General features: G+C 71.2%; 17 protein-coding genes and 3 pseudogenes. 10 read left to right on the top strand and 10 right to left on the bottom strand.

What is annotated here, in order from left to right; genetic code table 11:
- The coding region (locus ABZ471_RS31140) for a cyclic nucleotide-binding domain-containing protein (protein ID WP_359071043.1) at positions 1-338 on the top strand (338 nt) is incomplete at its 5' end.
- 26 nt (positions 339-364) lie between these two features.
- Positions 365-1018 carry a CBS domain-containing protein gene (locus ABZ471_RS31135; RefSeq protein ID WP_359071041.1) on the top strand — a complete coding sequence of 218 codons (654 nt, stop codon included), beginning with the start codon at positions 365-367 and terminating at the stop codon, positions 1016-1018.
- 111 nt (positions 1019-1129) lie between these two features.
- Here ABZ471_RS31135 and ABZ471_RS31130 read toward each other — a convergent pair whose 3' ends face one another.
- Together ABZ471_RS31130 and ABZ471_RS31125 are read right to left on the bottom strand one after the other, a co-directional pair.
- On the bottom strand, positions 1130-1546 hold the full coding sequence (locus ABZ471_RS31130; RefSeq protein ID WP_359071039.1) for a hypothetical protein: 417 nt from the start codon (positions 1544-1546) through the stop codon (positions 1130-1132).
- A gap of 26 nt (positions 1547-1572) precedes the next feature.
- Positions 1573-2274, bottom strand: coding sequence for a CBS domain-containing protein (locus tag ABZ471_RS31125; protein WP_359071038.1), 702 nt, complete (start codon positions 2272-2274; stop codon positions 1573-1575).
- 310 nt (positions 2275-2584) lie between these two features.
- On the opposite strand from ABZ471_RS31125, the pseudogene ABZ471_RS31120 reads away from it, so the two are divergent.
- Positions 2585-2869: pseudogene (locus ABZ471_RS31120) on the top strand (putative PEP-binding protein); the annotation flags it as partial.
- Here the strand turns inward: ABZ471_RS31120 and ABZ471_RS31115 are convergent.
- Together ABZ471_RS31115 and ABZ471_RS31110 are read right to left on the bottom strand one after the other, a co-directional pair.
- Positions 2865-3113 (bottom strand): annotated as a pseudogene (locus ABZ471_RS31115) (helix-turn-helix transcriptional regulator); the annotation flags it as partial. The pseudogenes ABZ471_RS31120 and ABZ471_RS31115 overlap by 5 nt on opposite strands.
- 33 nt (positions 3114-3146) lie before the next feature.
- Positions 3147-4214: a zinc-dependent alcohol dehydrogenase family protein gene (locus ABZ471_RS31110; RefSeq protein ID WP_359071036.1), complete on the bottom strand. Its 1068-nt coding sequence runs from the start codon at positions 4212-4214 to the stop codon at positions 3147-3149.
- A gap of 399 nt (positions 4215-4613) precedes the next feature.
- Between ABZ471_RS31110 and sulP the strand changes: the two genes are divergently transcribed.
- The 4 genes and pseudogenes from sulP (at position 4614) to ABZ471_RS31090 (ending at position 8022) form a co-directional block, all read left to right on the top strand.
- The gene (gene sulP, locus ABZ471_RS31105) at positions 4614-6281 is read left to right on the top strand and encodes a sulfate permease (RefSeq protein ID WP_359071034.1); all 1668 of its coding nucleotides are present in this window, start codon (positions 4614-4616) and stop codon (positions 6279-6281) included.
- 127 nt (positions 6282-6408) lie between these two features.
- Positions 6409-7068: a CBS domain-containing protein gene (locus ABZ471_RS31100; RefSeq protein ID WP_359071033.1), complete on the top strand. Its 660-nt coding sequence runs from the start codon at positions 6409-6411 to the stop codon at positions 7066-7068.
- Positions 7069-7421: 353 nt separating this feature from the next.
- A pseudogene (locus tag ABZ471_RS31095) lies at positions 7422-7604 on the top strand (DUF1918 domain-containing protein); the annotation flags it as partial.
- A 76-nt stretch (positions 7605-7680) separates the two neighbouring features.
- A complete protein-coding gene (locus ABZ471_RS31090) occupies positions 7681-8022 on the top strand; it encodes a hypothetical protein (protein ID WP_359071032.1) in 342 nt (113 codons plus the stop codon).
- A gap of 324 nt (positions 8023-8346) precedes the next feature.
- Here the strand turns inward: ABZ471_RS31090 and ABZ471_RS31085 are convergent, their stop codons facing one another.
- The gene (locus ABZ471_RS31085; RefSeq protein ID WP_359071030.1) at positions 8347-9198 is read right to left on the bottom strand and encodes a LysR substrate-binding domain-containing protein; all 852 of its coding nucleotides are present in this window, start codon (positions 9196-9198) and stop codon (positions 8347-8349) included.
- 80 nt (positions 9199-9278) lie between these two features.
- Between ABZ471_RS31085 and ABZ471_RS31080 the strand changes: the two genes are divergently transcribed.
- On the top strand, positions 9279-9773 hold the full coding sequence (locus tag ABZ471_RS31080) for a cupin domain-containing protein (protein ID WP_359071028.1): 495 nt from the start codon (positions 9279-9281) through the stop codon (positions 9771-9773).
- A 121-nt stretch (positions 9774-9894) separates the two neighbouring features.
- On the top strand, positions 9895-10254 hold the full coding sequence (locus tag ABZ471_RS31075; RefSeq protein ID WP_359071027.1) for a DoxX family protein: 360 nt from the start codon (positions 9895-9897) through the stop codon (positions 10252-10254).
- 374 nt (positions 10255-10628) lie between these two features.
- On the opposite strand, the gene ABZ471_RS31070 is transcribed toward ABZ471_RS31075, so the two are convergent.
- On the bottom strand, positions 10629-11807 hold the full coding sequence (locus tag ABZ471_RS31070; protein ID WP_359071026.1) for an acyl-CoA dehydrogenase family protein: 1179 nt from the start codon (positions 11805-11807) through the stop codon (positions 10629-10631).
- Positions 11808-12000: 193 nt separating this feature from the next.
- On the opposite strand from ABZ471_RS31070, the gene ABZ471_RS31065 reads away from it, so the two are divergent.
- On the top strand, positions 12001-12366 hold the full coding sequence (locus ABZ471_RS31065) for a DUF6479 family protein (protein WP_359071024.1): 366 nt from the start codon (positions 12001-12003) through the stop codon (positions 12364-12366).
- A 100-nt stretch (positions 12367-12466) separates the two neighbouring features.
- Here the strand turns inward: ABZ471_RS31065 and ABZ471_RS31060 are convergent, their stop codons facing one another.
- The 4 genes from ABZ471_RS31060 to ABZ471_RS31045 all read right to left on the bottom strand — a co-directional run bounded on the left by ABZ471_RS31060 (position 12467) and on the right by ABZ471_RS31045 (position 21035).
- A complete protein-coding gene (locus ABZ471_RS31060) occupies positions 12467-12922 on the bottom strand; it encodes an RpiB/LacA/LacB family sugar-phosphate isomerase (protein ID WP_359071023.1) in 456 nt (151 codons plus the stop codon).
- 113 nt (positions 12923-13035) lie between these two features.
- Positions 13036-14715 (bottom strand): SpoIIE family protein phosphatase, encoded by a 1680-nt coding sequence (locus ABZ471_RS31055; RefSeq protein ID WP_359071022.1) that lies wholly within the window; start codon positions 14713-14715, stop codon positions 13036-13038.
- Positions 14716-14944: 229 nt separating this feature from the next.
- Positions 14945-15352, bottom strand: a complete 408-nt coding sequence (locus ABZ471_RS31050; RefSeq protein ID WP_359071020.1) for a hypothetical protein — start codon at positions 15350-15352, stop codon at positions 14945-14947.
- Positions 15336-21035, bottom strand: coding sequence for an amino acid adenylation domain-containing protein (locus ABZ471_RS31045; RefSeq protein WP_359071018.1), 5700 nt, complete (start codon positions 21033-21035; stop codon positions 15336-15338). The genes ABZ471_RS31050 and ABZ471_RS31045 overlap by 17 nt, the downstream gene beginning before the upstream one ends.
- Positions 21036-21140 lie beyond the last annotated feature (105 nt).

Genomic DNA, 21140 nt, shown 5'->3' with positions numbered 1-21140 from the left:
CCGACCGCTTCTGGATCGTGCGGACCGGCACCGTCGCCCTCGACCTGCATGTGCCGGGCCGTCGTCCCGCCGTCGTCGAATCGCTCGGGCACGACGAACTGGTCGGCTGGTCCTGGCACTTCGAGCCCCAGCTCTGGCACCTGGGCGCCGAGGCGATGAGCCCGGTGCGGGCCTGGGAGTTCGACGCCGAGGCGGTCCGGGCCATGTGTGCCGATGATCCCGAGTTCGGCCGGGCGATCGCGGTCTGGGTGGGGCGCGTGGTGGCCCAGCGGCTCCACGTCTCCCGGATCCGGCTGCTCGACCTCTACGCGCCCTACGGCAGTGGTGGGCTCACATGACCGCCCGGCCTCGTGAGGAGGACAGCATGCATCACAGCGGCCCGCACCGGGTGGGCGACGTGATGACGCGTGCCGCCGTCGCGGTGGGCCGCAAGGCTCCGTTCAAGGACGTCGTCGAGCGCATGGACCAGTGGCAGGTCAGTGCCCTGCCCGTGCTGGAGGGCGACGGCCGCGTGATCGGGGTCGTCTCCGAGGCAGATCTGCTGCCCAAGGAAGAGTTCCGGGACAGCGATCCGGACCGGTTCACCCAGGCGCTTCGGCTGTCCGACCTGGCCAAGGCCGGGGCGGTGAGCGCGGAGGAGCTGATGAGCACTCCCGCCGTCACCGTCCACGCGGACGCCACGCTCGCGGAGGCCGCACGCATCATGGTCATACGCCACGTGAAGCGGCTCCCTGTGGTGAGCACTGAGGGTGTCCTGGAAGGCGTCGTCAGCCGAGGTGACCTGCTCAAGGTGTTCCTCCGCTCCGACAACGACCTCGCCGACGAGATCCGGCGCGATGTCGTCGACCCCCTCTTCCCGGCCCCGGACGAGCCGGTGCACATCAGGGTCACCGAGGGTGTTGCGACGCTGACCGGACGCGTTACGGACGCATCCCGGATTCCGCTCGCCGCCCGGCTCGTGCGGGGCGTGGAGGGCGTGGTGGGTGTGGACTGCCGGATCACCGCGGTCGATGGGTAGTGCTCGTCAGATGGGTAGTGCTCCTGGCCGAGAGAAGGAATGCGAGAAGACAACTGCCTCGGCATTCGCACGTAGTTGGCAGACAGCCTGCTGTACGGACGGGCTCGGCGTTCAGCCCCTGCCCCCGCTCGGGTTCCCCCACCGGGGTCCGACCTGCTTCCACTCCCGGTCCCATTCGGCCAGTCGCCGCCGGGTGAGCCGGGTGCGGACCGCCCATCCTGCGGCCCAGACCGCGGCACCGATCGAAGGGGCCACGAGGGCTCCGGTCAGGGCCGCCTGCAGAGTTGCCGCAGATCCCGTGACGGGTGCGGACACCACTCGGCCGGAGTGATCCGTCCACACTGCCGAGTCGGTGGACCGGGCCGCCGCCACGCCCGCGAAGGTCCCGCCGAAGAGGACGCAGATCCAGGTGGCGAGCACGATCCAGGCCTCGACGACATCGCTGTGCCGCCGCAGCGGATTACGCCGCCGGCGCCACAGCCACAGGGGTTTCACCGTCCGGGGAGGTGTCCATGTCGTGATCGCCACCTCCTCTCACAGACAACCGGCCCTCGTCAGGCGGGGGCGGCCCGCTGTGAATCCGGCACGTCGGACTCGAGGTCCGGAGGGCGGGCCGGACCGGTCAGCGCGCACTGCACGTCCACCACGCCCTCCACGGCCCGTGCCAGGTGGGTGACGAGCGGGACGAGCGCGGTGTCGTGCACCAGGCCCGAGAGCGTCACGACACCGTCGCGCACCTCGATCCGAAGCTCCTCCGCATGTGTGCCGAAGAGCCGTTGGACGACCTCGCGCCGGACCTCCTCGGCGATGTCAGCGTCGTCCCTCAGGAACACCTTCAGGAGGTCGGTGCGGCTGACTATGCCCTTGAGGGCGCCGTCGTGCCCGACGACCGGCAGCCGCTTGACCCCGTGGCGTGCCATGACGCGCGCGGCGCGGGCGAGGCTGGCATCAGGTGTCACGGTGATGGCCGGGGCGGTCATCAGCTCACCGGCGGTCACCGCGTCCGCCTTGTGTACGTCGGTGGGATGCTGCACCAGCCCGTACCGGTCGAGATCCCCTCGGCGGTACTCCTCCTTGGGCAGCAGGTCCGCCTCGGAGACGACACCGACCACGTGTCCGGCGTCGTCCAGCACGGGGAGGGCGCTGACCCGCCAGTCCCGCATGGTCTTCACGATGTCCTTGAAGGCAGCGCCCGTACGCAGGGCGACGACCCTGCTGGTCATCACGTCGCTCACGACAGTCGGAGTGCCGTCCATGGCGTCCTCCAAAAGGCTCGGATGCCGTCCTACGACACCTTCCAGCCTGCGGCCACGGCAGCGATCCCGGCATGGGCCGAGTGGCCCGTCCCGGCCCCTGTGGCAGGGCCGACCGGGTCGGAACGCATCTCCGGCCCGCCCGGTGCTGTGCCCGGGCCCGTCTCGTAGGGGACGGTCCTGGTGCGCGCAGAAGTGCTGCATCCGACGACGGTGAGGCAGCCACTGCCGAGCGGGCAGCGGGACCCGCCAGGCCGGCAGCGTGCCGCCGCCGGGGCTGCTCACCTCGAGCCGACCGCCGAGCTGCTCCGCTTTCCTCGGCGAGCGGCGCACGCTGGTCGAAGGGACGATCCTGGCCCGCGCTGACGCCGGGCGAGCAAAGGCGCTCGCGGCCCTTCTCCCCCTCCAGCGGCAGGACTTCGTAGGCCATCCTTGAGGCGATGGACGGGCTGCCGGTCACCGTCCGGCTGCTGGACCCACCCCTCACGAGGTCCTGCCCGACCGTACAGGGCTTGCCCTGCGCATCGCCGCCGCCGAGGCCGCAGGCGGCCAGCCGGACCCGCACGACGTGGAGTTGCTCGCCGCGGTGGACCGGATGCGGTGGTCTCCAGCGCCTCGGCCAGCCTCATCAGCGCGCTCGTACCCGGCGCTGCTCCAGGATGTTCCTCCAGGTACCTGAGGTAGGTGACCGCCATCCCGGCGCGGGCCGCCGCCTGTCGCCGGGTCAGGCCGAGGTTCACCCTCCGGGCCGCGAGCCGACGGCCCAGGTCGCCCAGTGGCGCCTCTGCGGCTGCCTCCACGGGTCCATCCACCGCCACCCGCACCTTCGTCTGCTCGGTCATGATCGATCCCCGTCCTCACGTCAGGTCGTCGCGTCAGGTCGTCTGCACGGCAACGTCGTGCCGCTCCCCACCGAGCGCCACCTTGAGCGCACCGGTCTCCCCGGCCCGGGAGAAGACCTCGTAGGCCTCCTCCATCTGCGCCAGCGGGAAAGTGTGGGTGATCAGTTGCCCGGTCGGCAGCCGCCCGGAGGCGGCCATCCGCAGCAGGGTGGGCGTGGAGGAGGTGTCGACCAGACCGGTCGTGATCGTCACATTCCTGATCCACAGGTCTTCGAGGTGCAGCGTGGCCGGCCTGCCGTGCACACCGATGTTGGCCACGTGCCCGCCCGGGCGGACCATGCGGGTGCACAGCTCGAAGCTCTCGGGCACTCCGACGGCCTCGATGACCACGTCCGCGCCCAGCCCGTCGGTCAGGTCGGCGACCAACTGCTCGGGGGTCTCGTGGACGTCCGCCACCGCGTCGGCGCCGAGCCGGTGGGCCGCCTCCAGCCGGGCCGGGGCCAGGTCCACGGCGATGATCCGCTCGGGCGAGAACAGCCGGGCCGTGGCGATCGCCGCGAGTCCGATGGGGCCCACGCCGACGATGGCGACGGTGTCACCGGGGCGTACATGCCCGTTGAGGACACCCACCTCGTAGGAGGTCGGGAAGATGTCCGCGAGCAGGACGGCGTCCTCGCTGCAGAGGGCACCGGGGAGCGGGTGGACGGACAGGTCGGCGTAGGGCACGCGGACGTACTCGGCCTGGGTCCCATCGATGAGGTGGCCTAGGATCCAGCCTCCGCCGCCGCGGCACTGGCCGTAGCTGCCGTCCCGGCAGAACCGGCACCGACCGCATGAAGTGATGCAGGACATCAGCACCCGGTCTCCGGGCCGGACCGTACGGACGTCGCTGCCGACCTCGACGATCTCACCGACGGCTTCGTGGCCCAGCACCGTTCCCGGGCGCACCTCGGGCACATCGCCCTTGAGGATGTGCAGGTCCGTCCCGCAGATGGTGACGACGCCGACCTTCACCATCGCGTCGGTGGGCTCCTTGATGGCGGGGTCCGGGACGTCCTGCCAGGAGGCCTGTCCGGGACCGTGGAAGACGAAGCCTTTCATGGCGCTCCTCACCCTCGTCGGTCTGCTGCGGGCTCCCGGTCCCCGCGTCTGCACCGAGGGGCACGGGCCGGGTTCGGACCCCGTGCCGGGATTGCCCCGCACCTTCAGCTTGGGCAGCGAGCGAGCGCCGCGCTTGGGCCGTCCGGCCCTTTGGCACAGGCCCGACAGGCCATCCGGACATCGACCCGCCGCGATGCCCCGGCGTCCCTTGTCCCGGAGCCCGTCGGCCCTTCCGCCCGGCACCGGGGCCAACCGACCCACCCGAGCGACAGTGGCCGGGGCGGAAAGATGTGAGCGGCTTGCGGAGGAGGCACGGCGTTGCATCCTGAGAGCGAACGGCGGAGGAACTGGATCATGGCCGAAGGCTCGGGCAGAGGGAGGTCAGGGAGGTCGTTCCTGATGCCTGGGTTCCGTGCCCTGCTTGCCCGCCGACGGGCCGGGTCCAGGGGCGACCTGATCGCGGGTGTGACGGTCGCTGCCTACCTCGTACCGCAGGTCATGGCCTACGCGGGCGTGGCCGGTCTGCCGCCGGTCGCCGGTCTTTGGGCGATCCTTCCGGCGCTCGGGCTGTATGCGTTGTTCGGCTCCTCACGTCTGCTGTCCGTCGGCCCGGAGTCGACCACGGCCCTGATGACGGCCACCGTGGTCGCTCCGCTTGCCGCCGGCGATCCCGGTCACTACGCCTCACTGGCGGCGGTCCTCGCCATCACGGTCGGACTGCTGTGCCTGGTCGCCCGGGCCCTCCGGCTGGGCTTTCTCGCGGATCTGCTCTCCCGCCCGGTCCTGATCGGCTATCTCGCGGGCGTGGCGCTGATCATGGCGGTGGACCAGTTGCCACGGCTCACGGGGGTGGGGACGGACAGCTCGGAGTTCTTTCCCCAACTGTGGTCGTTCTTCACGCATCTGTCGCAGGTTCACGCCGCGACCCTGGCCCTGTCCGCCACCGCGCTGGCCTTCCTCGTGGCCACGGCCCGCTTCGTCCCCGCGCTGCCCGGGCCCCTGATCGCCGTGGTTCTGGGTACGGCGGCCGTGGTCGCCTTCGACCTCGACGGCCGCTACGGCGTCACGGTGATCGGCCCGGTACCGTCCGGTCTGCCGTCTCTCGCCGTGCCCGACCTGGCCGAGCTACCACGCCTGGTGCTTCCCGCGGTCGGTGTGCTTCTCGTGGCGTACACCGACTTCATCCTCACCGCGCGGGCGTTCGCGGACCCTGGCGACCACGGGAACACACTTGATGCCGACCGTGAGTTCCTGGCCCTGGGCGCGGCCAATCTGGGCGCCGGCGTGCTGCACGGCTTCCCCGTCAGCAGCAGCGCCAGCCGGACCGCGCTCGCCTCGTCCGCGGGTGCCCGCAGCCAGGCGTACTCGCTGGTCGCGGGGGTGGTCGTCCTGGCCGTCCTGCTGTTCCTCAGCCCGCTGCTGACCCGCACCCCCGCTGCTGTCCTCGGCGCGCTCGTCGTCTACGCCGCGGCTCGCATGACCGACCTCGCGGGCTTTCGCCGGCTCGCCTCGTTCCGGCGCCGCGAGCTGCTCCTCGCCCTGGGCTGCCTCGCAGGCGTGCTCGCCCTGAACATCCTCTACGGAGTGCTCGTCGCCGTCGGCCTGTCGGTGGCCGAGTTGCTCACCCGGGTGGCGCGGCCGCACGACGCGATCCAGGGACTGGTGCCCGGGCTCGCGGGCATGCACGACGTCGACGACTACCCGCAGGCGCGCACGGTTCCGGGTCTGCTGGTGTACCGCTACGACTCGCCCCTGTTCTTCGCCAACGCGGAGGACTTCCGGCGCCGGGCCCTGGTTTCGGTCGACGAACAGACCGAGCCGGTCCGCTGGTTCGTCCTGAACACCGAGGCCAACGTGGAGGTCGACATCACGGCCCTGGACGCCGTGGACGGCTTGCGCCGGGAGCTCACGGGCCGCGGCATCGTGTTCGCCCTCGCCCGGGTCAAGCAGGACCTGTTGGACGACCTACAGGCGTACGGCCTCGCAGACTCCGTGGGTGCGGACCGCATCTTCCCGACGCTGCCGACAGCAGTGGCCGCATACCAGGCCTGGTGCCGCGACCAGTGACCTCATGTACCAGGCCAGCGAGAGGCCGAACGGCCCGGCCGGGGGACGAGGAGCCCCTGTCCCGCCCCTTCCGTACCGGCACATGCTGGAAGCGGCAGGACTGCACCGACGACCATACGGAGTGATCATGTACGGCTCCCCGCACATCGTCAGCGATGTCATGACCCACACGGTCGCCGCCGTCGGCCGCTGGGCCTCGTTCAAGGACATAGTGGGCATGATGCAGGACTGGCGGGTCAGCGCCCTGCCCGTGCTCGAGGGCGAGGGCCGGGTCGTCGGCGTGGTCTCCGAGGCCGACCTGCTGCCCACGGAGGAACTCCGGGACAGCCCCGAGAAGGGCTACGCACTGCTGCACCCGGCCGACGTGGCGAAGGTCGGCGCGGTGACCGCGGGGGACCTGATGTCCTCGCCCGCCATCACCGTCCACGCGAACGCCACCCTGGCCGAGGCCGCGCGCATCATGGCCCGCGAGAAGGTCAAGCGGCTGCCCGTGGTCGACGAAACCGGTCTGCTGGAGGGCGTCATCAGCCGCGCAGACCTGCTCAAGGTCTTTCTGCGCGACGACGAGGACATCGCCGAGGAGGTCCGCCGCGAAATCGTGTCGTACCTCTTCCCGCCACCGGCATCCACTATTCACGTGGACGTGCACGACGGTGTCGCCACTCTGACAGGCAGGGTCCGCGACACCTCCCTGGTACCGGTGGCCGCCCGTCTGGTGCGGGCCGTCGAGGGAGTGGTGGACGTCGAGTTCGACCTTGCCCAGGGCGCGGGCACGCGCCCGTCGTGAGTAGCGTCCGGTCCCCGGCCCTTGAGGGGCTGACCACCACGGTGCGCGTCGGCATCGGAGCCCGACTGGCCTGCGGCATCACGTCGCACCCTCGGGGAAGACGGCTCCCGCACCTCGGCGCTCGCGGAACGCACACGGTGAGCCACAGCCCCCGCGCCGCGGGGGCCGCCGGAACCGGCCCGGGGACCAACGGCCTCTGGCGGGTCACTCGTGCCGCGGCCGGCAATGGAATCGGCGGCAGCACTCGTCGGCGCAGGCACAGGGAGGAGGCGAGGGCAATGTCCGCTCCCGCACCAGCGAAGAAGAACGACCAGGCCGTGCCCAGTGCCGGCCCAGAGGCGACCGGTACCTCCATGCGCGCCCACCTCGGCGACGAACTCGTCGTACGCGGCACCACGGCCGGAGTCGTCGCACGAGACGGCGAGATCGTCGGACTCCACCATCCTGACGGCAGCCCGCCCTATGACGTGCGATGGGAGGACAACGGACGGGTGACGCTGTACTTCCCCGGCCCGGACGCCTGCATAAGGCACCTGACGGCTGTACCGCACCCCGCAGGCGCGTCGGCGGGCGCCCGGCCGACCCCCGACGGGTCGGAGACCGGAGGCGGCCATGACCCGGACCACTGACCACCGGCCGATCGTGGTGGATGCCGATCCCGATCCCGCCCACCGGACGGCGCCGGCGTGGGCGGCCGAAGAGGCCACTCGCCGTCGGCTGCCGTTCACCGGTCACACCGGCCCGGTGGAGGCGGTGGCGATCTCACCCGACGGCACCTGGCTCGCCGGCGTGAGCCAGAACGGGGAGATCTGTGTGGGGAACGTCCGCAGCAGACGAATCGCGACACTTGTGCGCACCGATGACTCCTTGACGACATGCAAGTGGGCGAGCCACGACCGGACCTTCGTAGCCGCTGGCACCCGTGGACTGCACCTCTTCGAGCGACGCACCTGACAGCACAACTGAGGAAGGCTGCCGCCGCACGGTATACGGAGCACACCAGGCCGCACTCACTACACAGCCGGCAACGCCTGTTCTCCGACGACCACTACGCCCTCTCCGAGGCCGCGCTCAACAGCCTTCGCCCCCTGCGCTGGCATCCCGCCACCGAATGCCACGACTAAAGACCCATCACTGGCTCTGTACGCGAGAAGGGGCTCTGGCGAGAAGTGGACCAGAGCCAGAAGGGACAGCAGATGTTCACCACATCGGAAGGCAGTCCCGAGGGTCGCAGCGCTCGAATTGTTCACGAACTGCGGCAGCACCGGCTGCCGGCGCTCAATGACGGTACGCGGCTGTGGCGATCTCGATGAAGGATCTGATCAACGGGTTGGCATCACCTTCGTTCCACACCGCCACCACTCGGCTCGGCGTCATGTCGATCAGCGGTACCACGGCCAACTCCGCGGGCAGGTCGTGTCCGAGCGGGGCCAGGCCGACCGTGCCGTTCCACAGCACGGCCTGCAGGCATTCCTGGACGGCGCGCACCACGGGGCCCTCGCGCGGCCTGCCGCCGTTCCAGAACGACTGCCAGACGGGGTCGGTGCCCTGGGGGAACTGGAACCAGCGGCGGTCGTTCAGGTCGGCCAGCCGCAGCCGGTCGCGGCTGGCCAGCGGATCGTCGGCGCGCAGAACCACGCCGACCGGATCGCTCCGCAGCGCACGCACCGTCAGGGCGGTCTCGTCGAAAGGCGCCCGAGTCAGGGCGACGTCGACCAGTCCGGCGCGCAACCCGCACGTCGGGTCGGTCAGATCGGTGTCGCGGATGCGGATGTCGATGCCGGGGTGGCTTCGGCGGTAAGCGGCGGCCAGCCTGGTCACTCCCGGGTCGGTGCCGTCACCCAGGATGCCGACGGTGATGGTCGCGACGCCGGCCGCCGCGCTCACGCGTACACGGACGCGGTCGGCATGGTCGAGCAGGGCCCGCGCCTCGTTGAGCAGCACCGTGCCCACCGGAGTGAGCACGACGCCGGCAGGCGAGCGGGCGAACAGCAGGGCCCCGACATCGGCCTCCAGCTGCTTGACCGCCCGGCTCAGCGGCGGCTGACTCATGTGCAGTCGGGTGGCGGCCCGGCCGAAGTGGAGTTCCTCAGCGACCGCCACGAAGTAGCGCAGGGTACGTAGCTCCACGCTGCAACGATACCCGCAGGGTATCGGCCTGGCGAAAGATGTCTTGGACACTCCCAGGGCCCTGACGGTGGACTCGGAGCATGACCGGAGAAGCAAAGACCAACGCACCGCAGGTCGCCCCCGCCGTATCGGTGGTGGGTCCCGACGACGGCGAGATGATCGTCCTGGGCGCCACGCGCATGCGCGTCCTGGAGGACGGCAGCCACACCGGGCACCGCCTCGCGATCGCCGAGTCCGTCCTCGCTCCGCACACCCAGGGACCGCCGCAGCACCGCCACGCCCAACACGATGAGGGCTTCTACATCCTCTCCGGCACCGTGCGGTTCACCGTCGGGGACGAGGACTACGACGCCACCGTCGGCACGCTCGTGATGGTTCCGCCCGGTACCCCGCACACCTTCGCCAACCTGACCGACCGACCCGCCGTCATGCTCAGCACGTTCACTCCCGACCTGTACGTGCAGTACTTCCGAGACCTCCAGGATGTGCTCGCCGGCGGTCGGCCGCTGACGCCACAGGCCAACATCGACGCGATGAGCCGCTACGCGACCGAGCCCGCCACCGACCTCGCCTGAAGCCGGCGAGACGGTGCGGCCCGGCCGCCCTCCTCTCGACCGGCGGGCCGTGGGGGCCTGCTCCAAGGCTCTTCTGGCAATCGACGGGTCCCCGGGAACCGGTGGCCCATGAACGGGAACTATGAACATCGCCTATTGGATCGTCGCGGGACTGCTCGCCCTCTTCTACTTCTACGCAGGCGCGCTGAAGGTGATCCGCAGCCGCGATCAGCTCCGACCGATGATGGCCTGGGTTGACCGCATGCCCTTGCCCGCCGTCAGGGCGTTGGGGACGGTCGAAATACTCGGTGCGACCGGCCTGATCCTGCCGCCGCTGACCGGCATCGCTCCCTCGCTGGTACCGGCTGCGGCCATCGGCTTCGTACTCCTGCAGACCGGTGCGATCGCCGTCCATCTGACCGGCGAAGACCGCCGGATCACACTCAATGTCGGGCTCACCGCCACCGCGGCCGTGACCATCTGGCTGGCCACCGGGCTGTGATCGAGCACAGCCCTCGACCGGTGGATGCGCCTGAGGGCCGGTCGCCCCACGGCCGCTGTCGTTTCTCATGAACATCGAACACGCCGCTACCCACACGCCGCCCGGCAAGGTGTACATCTGCTGTCGCAACTCGTGAACAAAGCCACATCACCCACGGACATGCCCGCGGTCCGGCCCCCAACCGACAAAGACTCTGCCGACCCACTGTCACCGCGTTGCCGTTCCCACCGACACCTGCGCTGCCGCTCGCAGGTGGCAACCAGCTCGATCCGAAGTCATCTGTCTCGAAAAGTCGCATCCCAGGAGGTCAGGCCAACCGGCTGGTGCCGACTACCTTGCTCATGCGCCAACCAAGATGCTTGGTCACAAGAGGGTCACCGCCGTACGCGAGGCATCCCCAGCCCGATCCACGAGATGATCTCGCGCTGGATCTCGTTGTTGCCGCCGCCGAAGGTGAAGATCACCGCCGAGCGGTAGCCGCGCTCCAGGTCCCCGTGCAGGACGGCGCCGGCGGAGCCCTCCTTCAGCGGGCCGGCGGCGGCGACGGCCTCCATGAGCCAGGCGTAGGCGTCCCGGCGGGCCTCGGAGCCGTAGACCTTGACGGCGGAGGCGTCCTGCGGGGTCAGCGTGCCCTCCTGGACGGCCGTCACCATCTGCCAGTTGAGGAGCTTCATCGCGTCGAGGCGGGTGTGGGTCCGGGCGAGCAGCCGGCGCACCCAGGGCAGGTCGACCACCCGGCGGCCGTCGGCCAGCTTGGTCTCCATCGCCCAGCGCTGCACGTCGTGCAGGGCGCGGATGGCCATGGTGCCGTGGGCGGCGAGGGTGACGCGTTCGTGGTTGAGCTGGTTGGTGATCAGCCGCCAGCCCTGGTTCTCCTCGCCGACCCGGCGGGTGACGGGGACACGGATGTCCTCGTAGTAGCTGGCCGTGGTGTCGTGCGAGGCGAGGGTGTTGATGAGGGTGCAGGAGTAGCCGGGGTCGGAGGTCGGTACCAGGAGCATGGTGATGCCCTTGTGCGGCGGTGCCCCGGGGTCGGTGCGCACGGCCAGCCACACCCAGTCCGCGGTGTCGCCGTTCGTGGTCCAGATCTTCTGCCCGTTGACGACGTACTCGTCGCCGTCTCGTACGGCACGTGTCTTCAGGGAGGCGAGGTCGGTGCCGGCGTCGGGCTCGCTGTAGCCGATGGCGAAGTCGATCTCCCCGGAGAGGATGCGCGGCAGGAAGTACGCCTTCTGCTCCTCGGTGCCGAACTGCATGATGGTCGGCCCGACGGTGTTCAGCGCCATCAGCGGCAGCGGTACCCCGGCCTGCGCGGCCTCGTCGAAGAAGATGAACTGCTCCATCGCCGACATGCCGCGCCCGCCGTACTCCTTGGGCCAGCCCACGCCGAGCCAGCCGTCCACCCCGAGCCGCCGGACGGTCTCGCGGTAGAACCGCTTCTGCGCGGCCGGGTCGGTGTACCGGGCATAGGCGCCCGCGGGCACCAGCTCGGCGAAGTAGGCGCGCAGTTCGCTGCGCAGTCGCTGCTGCTCGGGTGTGTGGTCGAGGTGCACGGCGCCTCCAGGGTCCCCAAGGCCGGTCCTGACGGCGCACACCGTAGAACGTGTTTCAGAAATAGGGAATGGCACACCCGGGTCGCGCAGGACGAATCCGATTCATGTCGCTGTCCGTAGCCAAGACATCACCCAAGGCTCCTCGTTCAGTTATGTCCGATTCATTCCGGTCTGGGTGGGGTATTCCTGTGCTATGAGTACCGCACAGATGCAGCTGGCCGCGGCGAGCGGTCTGTTGAGCCTTGTGCTCTTCGTGGTGGCCATGGGCGTCCTGGCGCTGCTCGCCGGCGGCTTCTGGATGAACTCCCGCATCAAGTACCGCGAGCCCCCTCGGCCGCGTCCCGAGGAGCAGCCTCACCTGCCACCGGAGGGCGCGGTGCGCGAGATCCGGGAGAACAGGGAGCCCGACGAGATTCCGCACATTCCCAAGGGCGGTCGCCCGCTCACTCCGTACGAGCTGACCAACATGCACACCAGGCCGAGCGCCTCCAAGGACCGCCCGCGCTGGAGCAAGGGGTCGAGCGGCTCGTTCGGCGGCGGCGGACTGGGCGCCCACTGACATCCGGCCGAAAACCGAGACAGCGCACGAACACCGAGCGCCCCACAGACCACAGCGAGCGGACGATCGGACCTGGCCCGCGCCGGGTCGCCGAGCGCCTCTAGGGGAGATTCCCGGCGGCGTCGAGGCGACCGACGCGGGCCACGTTCTGCAGGTCCTCAGGGTCCTGGCTCGGCTCGGCCGCGAACCACGCGTCGAGGATCTCCGTCAGCACCGGCGCGGAGGTGAGCCGCAGGCTGAGCGCCAGGACGTTGGCGTCGTTCCAGCGCCGCGCACCCTCGGCCGTGCCGGCGTCCGTGCACAGGGCCGCGCGGACGCCCGGCACCTTGTTCGCGGCGATGGAGGCGCCGGTGCCGGTCCAGCAGCACACGACCGCCTGCTCGGCCTCTCCGTCGGCGACGTCCCGGGCGGCCGCTACCGAGCAGACCGCCCACTGCGGATCGTCACCGGCCCGCAGCGCGCCGTACGCACGCACCTCGTGACCGCGTCGAATCAGCTCCTCGACGAGCAGCCGGGCCACGGGTTCGTCCATGTCGGAGGAGACGGAGATCTTCATGGTTCTCTCTCTTCTCCCCCGCTCAGAGGGCCAAACTCCCCGTGTTGAGCGAATGATCCGCAGACCCGACTTCTTCCAGAGCCGCTTGAAGACACCCGCCAAAGTCTCCTGGTTCAGCATGCGCGCTGGCGAGCGGCGAGGATCGCGACGTCGTCCTCGTACGCACCGTTCGCCAGGCGGGCCAGGAACGTGTCCAGCATGTCGTCGAGAGGGCCGTCTGTCGGCAGGCTCAGCGTCTCAAGCGCCTGCACCGAGATGTCGATGTCTGTGCCGCGTCGTTCCACCAGGCCGTCGGTGTAGAGCAGCAGAGTGGTGCCACGGCCCATTCGTACGGTGAGCGATTCGTAGCCACCGAGTCCGGTGCCGATGGGCGGGCCGGCCGGGAGCCACCAGACCTCGATGCTGCCGTCCGGTCGCACGGCGGCGGGCGGCAGATGCCCGGCGCTGGCCGTCGTACAGGTGCCCGCACCGGGATCCATGACCGCGAGAAGACAGGTGGCGAGGCGGTCAAGGCCGAGGTGCGTGACCTGGCGGTCGAACTCACCGAGGATCTTGTCGACGCCCGCGCCGGAGGCGGCAATGGTGCGCAGCAGGGAGCGGTACTGGCTCATGGCGACAGCGGCCTGGAAGCCGTGGCCCATCACATCGCCCATGACCAGCAAGGTGCGGGAGTCCGGCAGCGGAATCGAGTCGTACCAGTCCCCACCGACGAGGACGCTGCGGCCGGAGGGAAGGTAGCGGGCGGCCACTTCCACAGCGGGGTGGGGCGTGCGAGGTTCGGACAGCAGGGCCCGCTGGAGTTCCAGCGCCATGGTGTGTTCGTAGCTGTAGCGGCGCGCGCTGTCGATGGAGACGGCGGCCCGGCTGGCCAGCGCCTGGAGCGTCACGAGGTCGTCGTCGTCGAACGGCTGCGATGCTGCGGCCCGACCCAGAAGGACGACGCCGACCGGGCGACCTGCCGTGATCAGCGGGGTGATGAGAAGCGAGTGGATGCCGGCCGCGCGGAAGATCTTGGTCCGTTCAGGGTCCACGGTCACCTTCTGGAACAGCTCGTCCGAGGCCAGGTTGCCCAGCCATGGCCGCCCGCTGTCCAAGCAATGCCGTGTCGCGACGCCGCGGGGAACGTCGACGTACGGTCCTGGTCCGCCCAGCTGGTGCAGCACCCACTCCATCCCAGGGGGCGCCGAGCCCCTCACCTTGCGCAGCCGCAGGAAGCCAGGAGGAGGCGGGGGAGCACCGGTGAACTCGTCTTCGACGATTCCCACCGCGGCCATGTCGGCGAGCGAGGGGGCCAGGAAGTCGACCAGCTCCTGGCAGGTGGTTTCCATGTCGAGTGTGGTGCCGACGCGGGCAGCCGCGGCATCCAGCAGGGCGAGCCTCTGATGCGCGGTCTCCAGGTCGTCCAGATAGCGGCGCAGATTGCTGATCTCCACACCGATCCCGCACAGACACGCGTCCCGTCCCGGCAGATCCACCCGGTGATAGACCGCTCGCCAGAGCCTCTGCCCCAGCGGAGAGGAGACCCCTGTCGTCCCTGCGATGGTTGCCTCCCGAGGTTGCCCGTCCGCGAGTACCTCGAACAGGACGTCGTCCGGCCTCTGGAGGTCCGGCAGCACTTCCCCGAGCGTTCGTCCCAGGAACTGAGCGGCAGGCACGCCGCTGACCCGGACCCATGCCGGGTTTACGTACAGATGGCGCAGCTGCGCGTCGAGAACGACGATGGGGGCCAAGGTCCCCTCTACAAGCTGACGCGCCGGAAGGCCATCACCCTCCGGAAGCGGCCACTGCGGCATGGGGCCCTCACCGTTCACCGTTCACCGTTTCCCTCTCGCTGTCTTCACCGGAGCCCATGCATACCCCGTCGATGAAGTGACGTCCCGCGGTGAGTTTGGGCGCAGTGACGTTGCCGACAGCTGCCGGGGTGGGCACGCCGCCGCTTCGTCCCGCTGCCCGTCGCGGCGGGCCCCGCCCCGGGCCCGCCGGGTCCCCGAAGCCGGGTGACGGACGCTGCCTGCGGGTCCGTCAGATGCGTACCCGCAGGTGGGGCAGGCGCGGGGCCGCCCCCGGGATGGCGGTGCGGAGCAGGCTCTCGGGGCCGTCGGCCAGGCGCAGGCCGGGGTGGCGTGCCAGCAGGGCCGTCAGCGCGATCTCGCACTGGAGCCGGGACAGGGCGGCGCCGACGCAGTAGTGGATGCCGTGGCCGAAACCCATGTGGCCCTCGGTGCCGTCCTGGGAGCGGCGGGCGTCGTCGGCGCGGTCCTGCCGGGCCAGTACGGCGACCTGGGCGACCTCCGGCCGGGCGACGAGGGCGGCCTCGATCTCGCCCGGCTCGATCCGGACGCCACGCACCTTCACCTGGTCGTCGGCACGGCCCGCGTACTCCAGGGCACCGTCGGCCCGCCGCCGGGCCAGGTCACCCGTGCGGTACATACGGGTCCCCGGGACCCCGTAGGGGTCGGAGACGAAGCGCGCGGCGGTCAGACCGGGGCCGGTTCAGATAGCCGCGGGCGAGGCCGGGGCCGGCCACGTACAGCTCACCGACCACACCGGGCGGGACCACGCGCAGCCGGCGGTCGAGGACGTACGTCCGCAGGTCCGGGATGGCCGTACCGATCGCACCGGCCGGCTCCTCGGCCGCCGACGCGTCCAGCGCGGTGTGGGTGACGTGGACGGTGGTCTCCGTGATGCCGTACATGTTCACCAGCACCGGCGCATCGTCCGCGTGCCGCGTGAACCAGTCCGCCAGCCGGGCCGGTTCGAGAGCCTCACCACCGAAAATCACCGTACGCAGAGCGAGTTCGCCACCCGGATCCTCACGATCGGCCTGCGCGAGCTGATAGAAGGCCGACGGCGTCTGGTTCAGCACCGTCACCCGCTCACGTGCCAGCAACCGAAGAAACTCCCCCGGCGCCCGCGAAACCTCGAAGGGAACCACGACCAACCGGCCCCCGTGCAGCAACGGACCCCACAACTCCCACACCGAGAAGTCGAAGGCGTACGAGTGGAACAGCGTCCACACATCCCCACGACCGAACCCGAACCAGTGATCCGTGGCCGAGAACAACCGGACCACATTGCCGTGCGGAACCACCACACCCTTCGGCCGACCCGTCGAACCCGACGTGTAGATCACATACGCGGGATGCTGCGGGCTGAGCCGCACGCCCGGGTCCGTGTCCGGGAACGTGGGCCCCGGATCGACCGCGGCCGGATCGTCCAGCACCAGCACCGGCCGGGCGTCCTCAACCATGAACCGACGGCGCGCCGCCGGATACTCCGGGTCGAGAGGCAGGTAAGCCGCACCGGCCTTCAAGACGCCCAGGATCGCCACGACGAGGTCCGCCGAACGGGGCAGGGCGAGAGCGACCACGTCCTCCGGCCCCACCCCACGCCCGATCAGCCAGTGGGCGAGCCGGTTGGCACGGGCATTCAGCTCGCCATACGTGAGCCGGGCCTCTTCCGACACCACCGCCACCGCGTCCGGGCGCTCACGCGCATGTCCCTCGAACACCGCCGGAATGCACTCGGCGGGTAGGTCCGGCGCGCAGGGGGCGGGCAGCAGTTCGGCACGCTCGGCCTCCGAGAGCACGTCCGCCCGGCTCAGCCGCAGGTGCGGATCCGCGACCACCGTCCGTAGCAGCCGCTCCCAGCGGGCCACGATCTGCTCGACCGTGGCCGGGTCGAACAGGTCGGTGCTGTACTCCACCAGGCCCGCGAGGCCGGCCGGAGTGCCGTCCGTGCCGGTGCTCTCGGCGAGGTTGAAGGTGAGGTCGCACTTGGCGGTGCGGGTGGCGGCCAGACCGGCCGTGACCTGCAGCCCGGGCAGTTCGAACGTGCCGAGCGGCGCGCTCTGCAGGGCGAGCATGGTCTGGAAGAGCGGGTGGTGCGCAAGGGTCCGGGTGGGATTCAGCTCCTCCACCAGGTGCTCGAACGGGAGGTCCTGATAGGTGTAGGCGGCCAGGGCGTTGCGCCGGACGCGGTGCAGCAGCCCGGCGAAGTCCGGGTCTCCGGACAGATCGGTGCGCAGGACCAGGGTGTTGACGAAGAAGCCGACCAGGTCGTCGGCTGCCTCGTCGGTGCGGCCGGCGACGGGGGTTCCGATGGCGACGTCCTGTCCCGCGCCGAGCTTGCCGAGGAGGGCGGCGAGCGCGGCCTGGAGCACCATGAACAGGCTCGCCCCGTGCCTGCGTGCGAGGTCCCGCAGGCCCTGGTGGAGGTCGGCGTCCAGACGCAACGGGAGCTGGTCACCGCGGTAGGTCGTGGCGGCGGGCCGCGGGCGGTCGAAGGGCAGCTCGGTCTGCTCGGGCAGACCGGCCAGGTTCTCGGTCCAGAAGGCCAGTTGGCGGGCGGCGAGGCTGTCGGGGTCGGCGGCGTCGCCGAGGAGTTCCCGCTGCCAGAGAGTGTAATCGGCGTACTGCACGGGCAGCGGTGCCCACTCCGGTTCCGTACCGCGGCAGCGGGCCGCGTAGGCACGCGTCACGTCGTCGGCCAGCACCCCGACGGACCAGCCGTCCCCGACGATGTGGTGCAGGACGAGGAGCAGTACGTGCTCGTCCGCCGCCGACTGGAACAGCTGGGCCCGGAAGGGCAGTTCGACGGCCAGGTCGAAGGTGCCGCGGGCCGCGTCGAGCAGCCGCTCGGGCAGCTCGGCCTCGGTGGTGCGGGTGTGGGGCAGGGGCACCCGGTCCACGTCGAGGATCCGCTGGCAGGGCACTCCGCGGTCGTCGGGGAACACGGTGCGCAGGCTCTCGTGCCGGGTGGCCACGTCGGCGATGGCCTGTCCCAGGGCCGTACGGTCCAGGGTGCCGGACATCCGCAGGGCGAGCGGGATGTTGTAGGTGGGGCCGGTGCCCTCCATGCGCTGGAGGAACCACAGGCGGCGCTGGGCCGAGGACAGCGGCACCGTGGCGGGCCGCTCGTACGGGGTGAGGGCGGGCCGGGCGCGACGGTGGCCGCTCGCCGCCCGGGCGTCCGCGGCCGCGGCCAGTCCGGTCGGCGTCGGCGCGTCGAACAGGTCGGCGAGTCGCAGTTCGACGTCGAAGGCCGGCCGGATGCGGGCCAGCAGGCGCATCGCGAGCAGTGAGTGTCCGCCGAGGGTGAAGAAGTCGTCGTCCGCGCCGACGTCGCGCACGCCGAGTACGTCGGCGAACAGGCCGCACAGCAGCTCTTCCGCGGGCGTGCGGGGCGTCCGGGCCGCCGGACCTGCCGCGGGTGCGGGTGCGGGCAGCGCGGCGCGGTCCAGCTTGCCGGAGGTCGTGAGCGGCAGCGCGTCCAACGTCACGAAGGCGGCCGGGACCATGTGGTCCGGCAGGCGCTCGCGCAGCTGCCCGCGCAGCTCTTCCGGTTGCGGGCGGGCATCGTCCGCCGGGACGACGTAGGCCACCAGCCGGTCGGCGCCGCCCTCGTCGGCGACGGCCACGACGGCCGCCTCGGCGAGCGTGGCGAGGGCGGTCAACTGTGCCTCGATCTCGCCGGGTTCGATGCGGAAGCCGCGAATCTTGACCTGGTCGTCGGCGCGGCCGAGGTACGCCAGGACGCCGTCCGGTGTCCGCCGCACCACGTCGCCGGTGCGGTACATGCGGTCGCCGGGCTCCCCGTGGGGATCGGCGACGAAGCGTCCGGCCGTGAGCGCCGGCCGGTCGAGGTAGCCGCGGGTCAGTCCGGCACCGGTGAGGTACAGCTCGCCGGGTACGCCGTCCGGGACGGGCTGCAGGGCGCTGTCCAGCACGTGGGCGCCGGCGCCCGGGACGGGGTGTCCGACGGCGGGGCGTGCGGCGGCGGTGACGGCGGTCGTGAGGGCGTCGACGGTGCACTCGGTGGGGCCGTAGAAGTTGAGGCAGCGGACCCCCTCTGCGGCCCTCAGCTCCGCCCACAGCCGCTCCGGCACGGCTTCGCCGCCCGTGACGACGACGGACGGCCGCGGCCGCTCCGGGTCGAGCAGCCCGTGGTCCAGCAGGGCCCGCAGGTACGACGGCGTGGCGTTGACGAAGTCCAGCCGGTGCCTGCGCAGATACGTCACGAAGGCCTCGGGGTCGGCCCAGGTGGCACGGTCGAGGACGTGCAGTTCGTGGCCGGTGAGCAGGCAGCCGAGCTGGTCCCAGGAGGCGTCGAACGACGCCGACGTCGTGAGCGGTACCCGCATCCGACGCTCCGTCTCCGGTGGGAACAGGACGTCCCGCTGATGGCGGACGAGGTTGAGCAGGCCGCCGTGGGTGGCCACCACGCCCTTGGGCCGCCCGGTGGAGCCGGAGGTGTGGATGACGTATGCGGTCTGGCGCGGGTCGACGGACACGCGAGGGGCGTCCGCAGGGCTTCCGGCGAGGCGGGCCGCGGTGTGCGGCGTGTCCAGGACGAGGGTGCCGGCCGACAGGTCGTGCGGCAGTCGCCCGTCCGTGGTGGCGTCCGTGACGAGAACGGCCGGGCGGGTGTCGTCGAGCAGCTGGGTGAGGCGGGCGGCCGGGTGGTCGGGGTCGAGCGGGACATAGCCCGCACCGGCCTTCAGGGTGGCGAGGATCGCCGTCACCAGGTCCGTCGTACGGGGCAGGGCGAGCGCCACGAGCCGCTCCGGAGCGGCGCCGTGGGCGATCAGCAGGTGGGAGAGGCGGTTGGCGCGGGCGTCGAGTTCGGCATAGGTGAGGGTGGTGTCCGGGCCGACGAGGGCCACGGCGTCGGGGGTGCGGTGCGCCTGCTGCTCGAACAGGGCGGCGATGTGGGACGCGGTGGTGGGAGCCGAGGTGGCCGAGACGGTGGGGGCCGTGGCGGGCGACGGTGAGGGACGCCTGTGCCGCGGGGCGGCGAGCAGGGGGGAGCGGCCGAGGAGTTGCCCGCCGTCGGTGTCCGCCAGGTTGTCCAGGAGGGTGGCCAGACCCCGGGCGTGGGCGTGGTGCTCGTCCTCGTCCCACCGGTCGGCCGCGGTGAGCAGCGCGACCTGCGTGCCCCTGCCGTCCTGCCGGTTCACGGCCCACAGGGCCACGTCGGCCGCGGGACTTTCCGACAGGTCCTGGACAACGGCCCGGTGTCCGGCGAAGGTCACGTCGCGGGCGAAGGAACGCGTGTTGACGACGGCGGACCAGGCGGAACCGGGAGCACCGGGCAGGCCCAGGTCGCGGTGGATGTCCTCGCCGCGGTAGCGCTGGTGCCGCAGCGCCTCGCCCACTGCCGTGTCGACCTGTCCCAGAAGAGCGGTCCAGCTCTGGGCCGGACGGAGCGCGAGCCGCAGGGGTACGACGTTGGCGACCACGCCGGGCGTGGACTTGAGGACCGGGTCGGCGGGGTCCCGGCCGGTGACGGGGAGGCCGAGCACCAGGTCCTGTTCACCCGTGATGCGGTGCAGGTACAGCGCGGTCGCCGCGAGCAGCACCCGGGAGCTGCGCACGCCCGCACGTTCGGCCGCCGCCTCGAGTGACCTGCGGCCGCTCTCGAAGGTGACGGGTGTCCGGCGGGGCCTTGCGGTGGGATCGCCGGTCGCCCGGCCCAGCCGGACGGGCGTGGGGGCACCGGCGAGTCGGTCCGCCCAGTAGGCGCGGTCCTCGGCGAACCGCGCGGAGGAACGGTAGGCCGTGTCGCTCGCCACCAGGTCCGCCGTCGGTGCGAAGGTCGTGCCCGGCACGGTGCGTCCCTCGGTCAGCGCCGTGTAGACCTCGGCGACCCGCCGTGCCACGAGGACGAAGCCGAGCCCGTCGCACACCAGGTGGTGGTAGGTCTGGTACCAGAGCCAGCGATCGTCGGCCAGCCTGATCAGCGCGTGGCCGAACAGGGGGTCGCCGGCCAGGTCCAGGGTCCGGAGCCGGTGGGCGTGCATCCATGCCGTGGCGGCTCCGACCGGGTCGGGTTCGGCACCGAGGTCGTGCCGGTGCAGGCTCCACTCCACCGTCTCCCGCAGGACTTGCCGCGGTCCGTCGCCGCCGTCGGTGAACCCCATGTGCGCGGCCTCGTTCTCGACCACGACCTGCCGCAGCGCGGTCTCGAACAGGTCGGGGTCCACGGGCCCGCGGATGTCCAGGTACTCGCCGATGCGGTAGGTCGGCAGCAGGCCGTCCGTCCGCTGCTCGGCGAGCCAGATTTCGCGCTGGGCCGCCGTGAGGGACAGAGCGGCTCCGTCGCGAGAAGACATGGGGGTACCTCCGAAAGGTGCAGGAAGGGTGCGGCCGGCTGCCGACGGCGGCGGGGCCGGGGCATGCGCGGGCCTCGTCCGGCCGGGGAGCGGCTGCCGGACGAC

Origin of the sequence: Streptomyces sp. NPDC005728, from assembly GCF_040630895.1 — a bacterium.
Classification (GTDB): Bacteria; Actinomycetota; Actinomycetes; order Streptomycetales; family Streptomycetaceae; genus Streptomyces.
Note: the sequence above shows the minus strand (reverse complement) of the source record. Positions and strands in the feature narration are given on the sequence as shown.

Excerpts from the sequence above, each read along its gene's own strand:
- ABZ471_RS31135 (WP_359071041.1), top strand. The coding sequence starts at position 365 with ATGCATCACAGCGGCCCGCACCGGGTGGGCGACGTGATGACGCGTGCC.
- ABZ471_RS31125 (WP_359071038.1), bottom strand. The coding sequence starts at position 2,274 with ATGGACGGCACTCCGACTGTCGTGAGCGACGTGATGACCAGCAGGGTC.
- ABZ471_RS31110 (WP_359071036.1), bottom strand. The coding sequence starts at position 4,214 with ATGAAAGGCTTCGTCTTCCACGGTCCCGGACAGGCCTCCTGGCAGGAC.
- sulP (WP_359071034.1), top strand. The coding sequence starts at position 4,614 with ATGCCTGGGTTCCGTGCCCTGCTTGCCCGCCGACGGGCCGGGTCCAGG.
- ABZ471_RS31100 (WP_359071033.1), top strand. The coding sequence starts at position 6,409 with ATGTACGGCTCCCCGCACATCGTCAGCGATGTCATGACCCACACGGTC.
- ABZ471_RS31090 (WP_359071032.1), top strand. The coding sequence starts at position 7,681 with ATGACCCGGACCACTGACCACCGGCCGATCGTGGTGGATGCCGATCCC.
- ABZ471_RS31080 (WP_359071028.1), top strand. The coding sequence starts at position 9,279 with ATGACCGGAGAAGCAAAGACCAACGCACCGCAGGTCGCCCCCGCCGTA.
- ABZ471_RS31075 (WP_359071027.1), top strand. The coding sequence starts at position 9,895 with ATGAACATCGCCTATTGGATCGTCGCGGGACTGCTCGCCCTCTTCTAC.
- ABZ471_RS31065 (WP_359071024.1), top strand. The coding sequence starts at position 12,001 with ATGAGTACCGCACAGATGCAGCTGGCCGCGGCGAGCGGTCTGTTGAGC.
- ABZ471_RS31060 (WP_359071023.1), bottom strand. The coding sequence starts at position 12,922 with ATGAAGATCTCCGTCTCCTCCGACATGGACGAACCCGTGGCCCGGCTG.
- ABZ471_RS31055 (WP_359071022.1), bottom strand. The coding sequence starts at position 14,715 with ATGCCGCAGTGGCCGCTTCCGGAGGGTGATGGCCTTCCGGCGCGTCAG.
- ABZ471_RS31050 (WP_359071020.1), bottom strand. The coding sequence starts at position 15,352 with ATGTACCGCACGGGTGACCTGGCCCGGCGGCGGGCCGACGGTGCCCTG.
- ABZ471_RS31045 (WP_359071018.1), bottom strand. The coding sequence starts at position 21,035 with ATGTCTTCTCGCGACGGAGCCGCTCTGTCCCTCACGGCGGCCCAGCGC.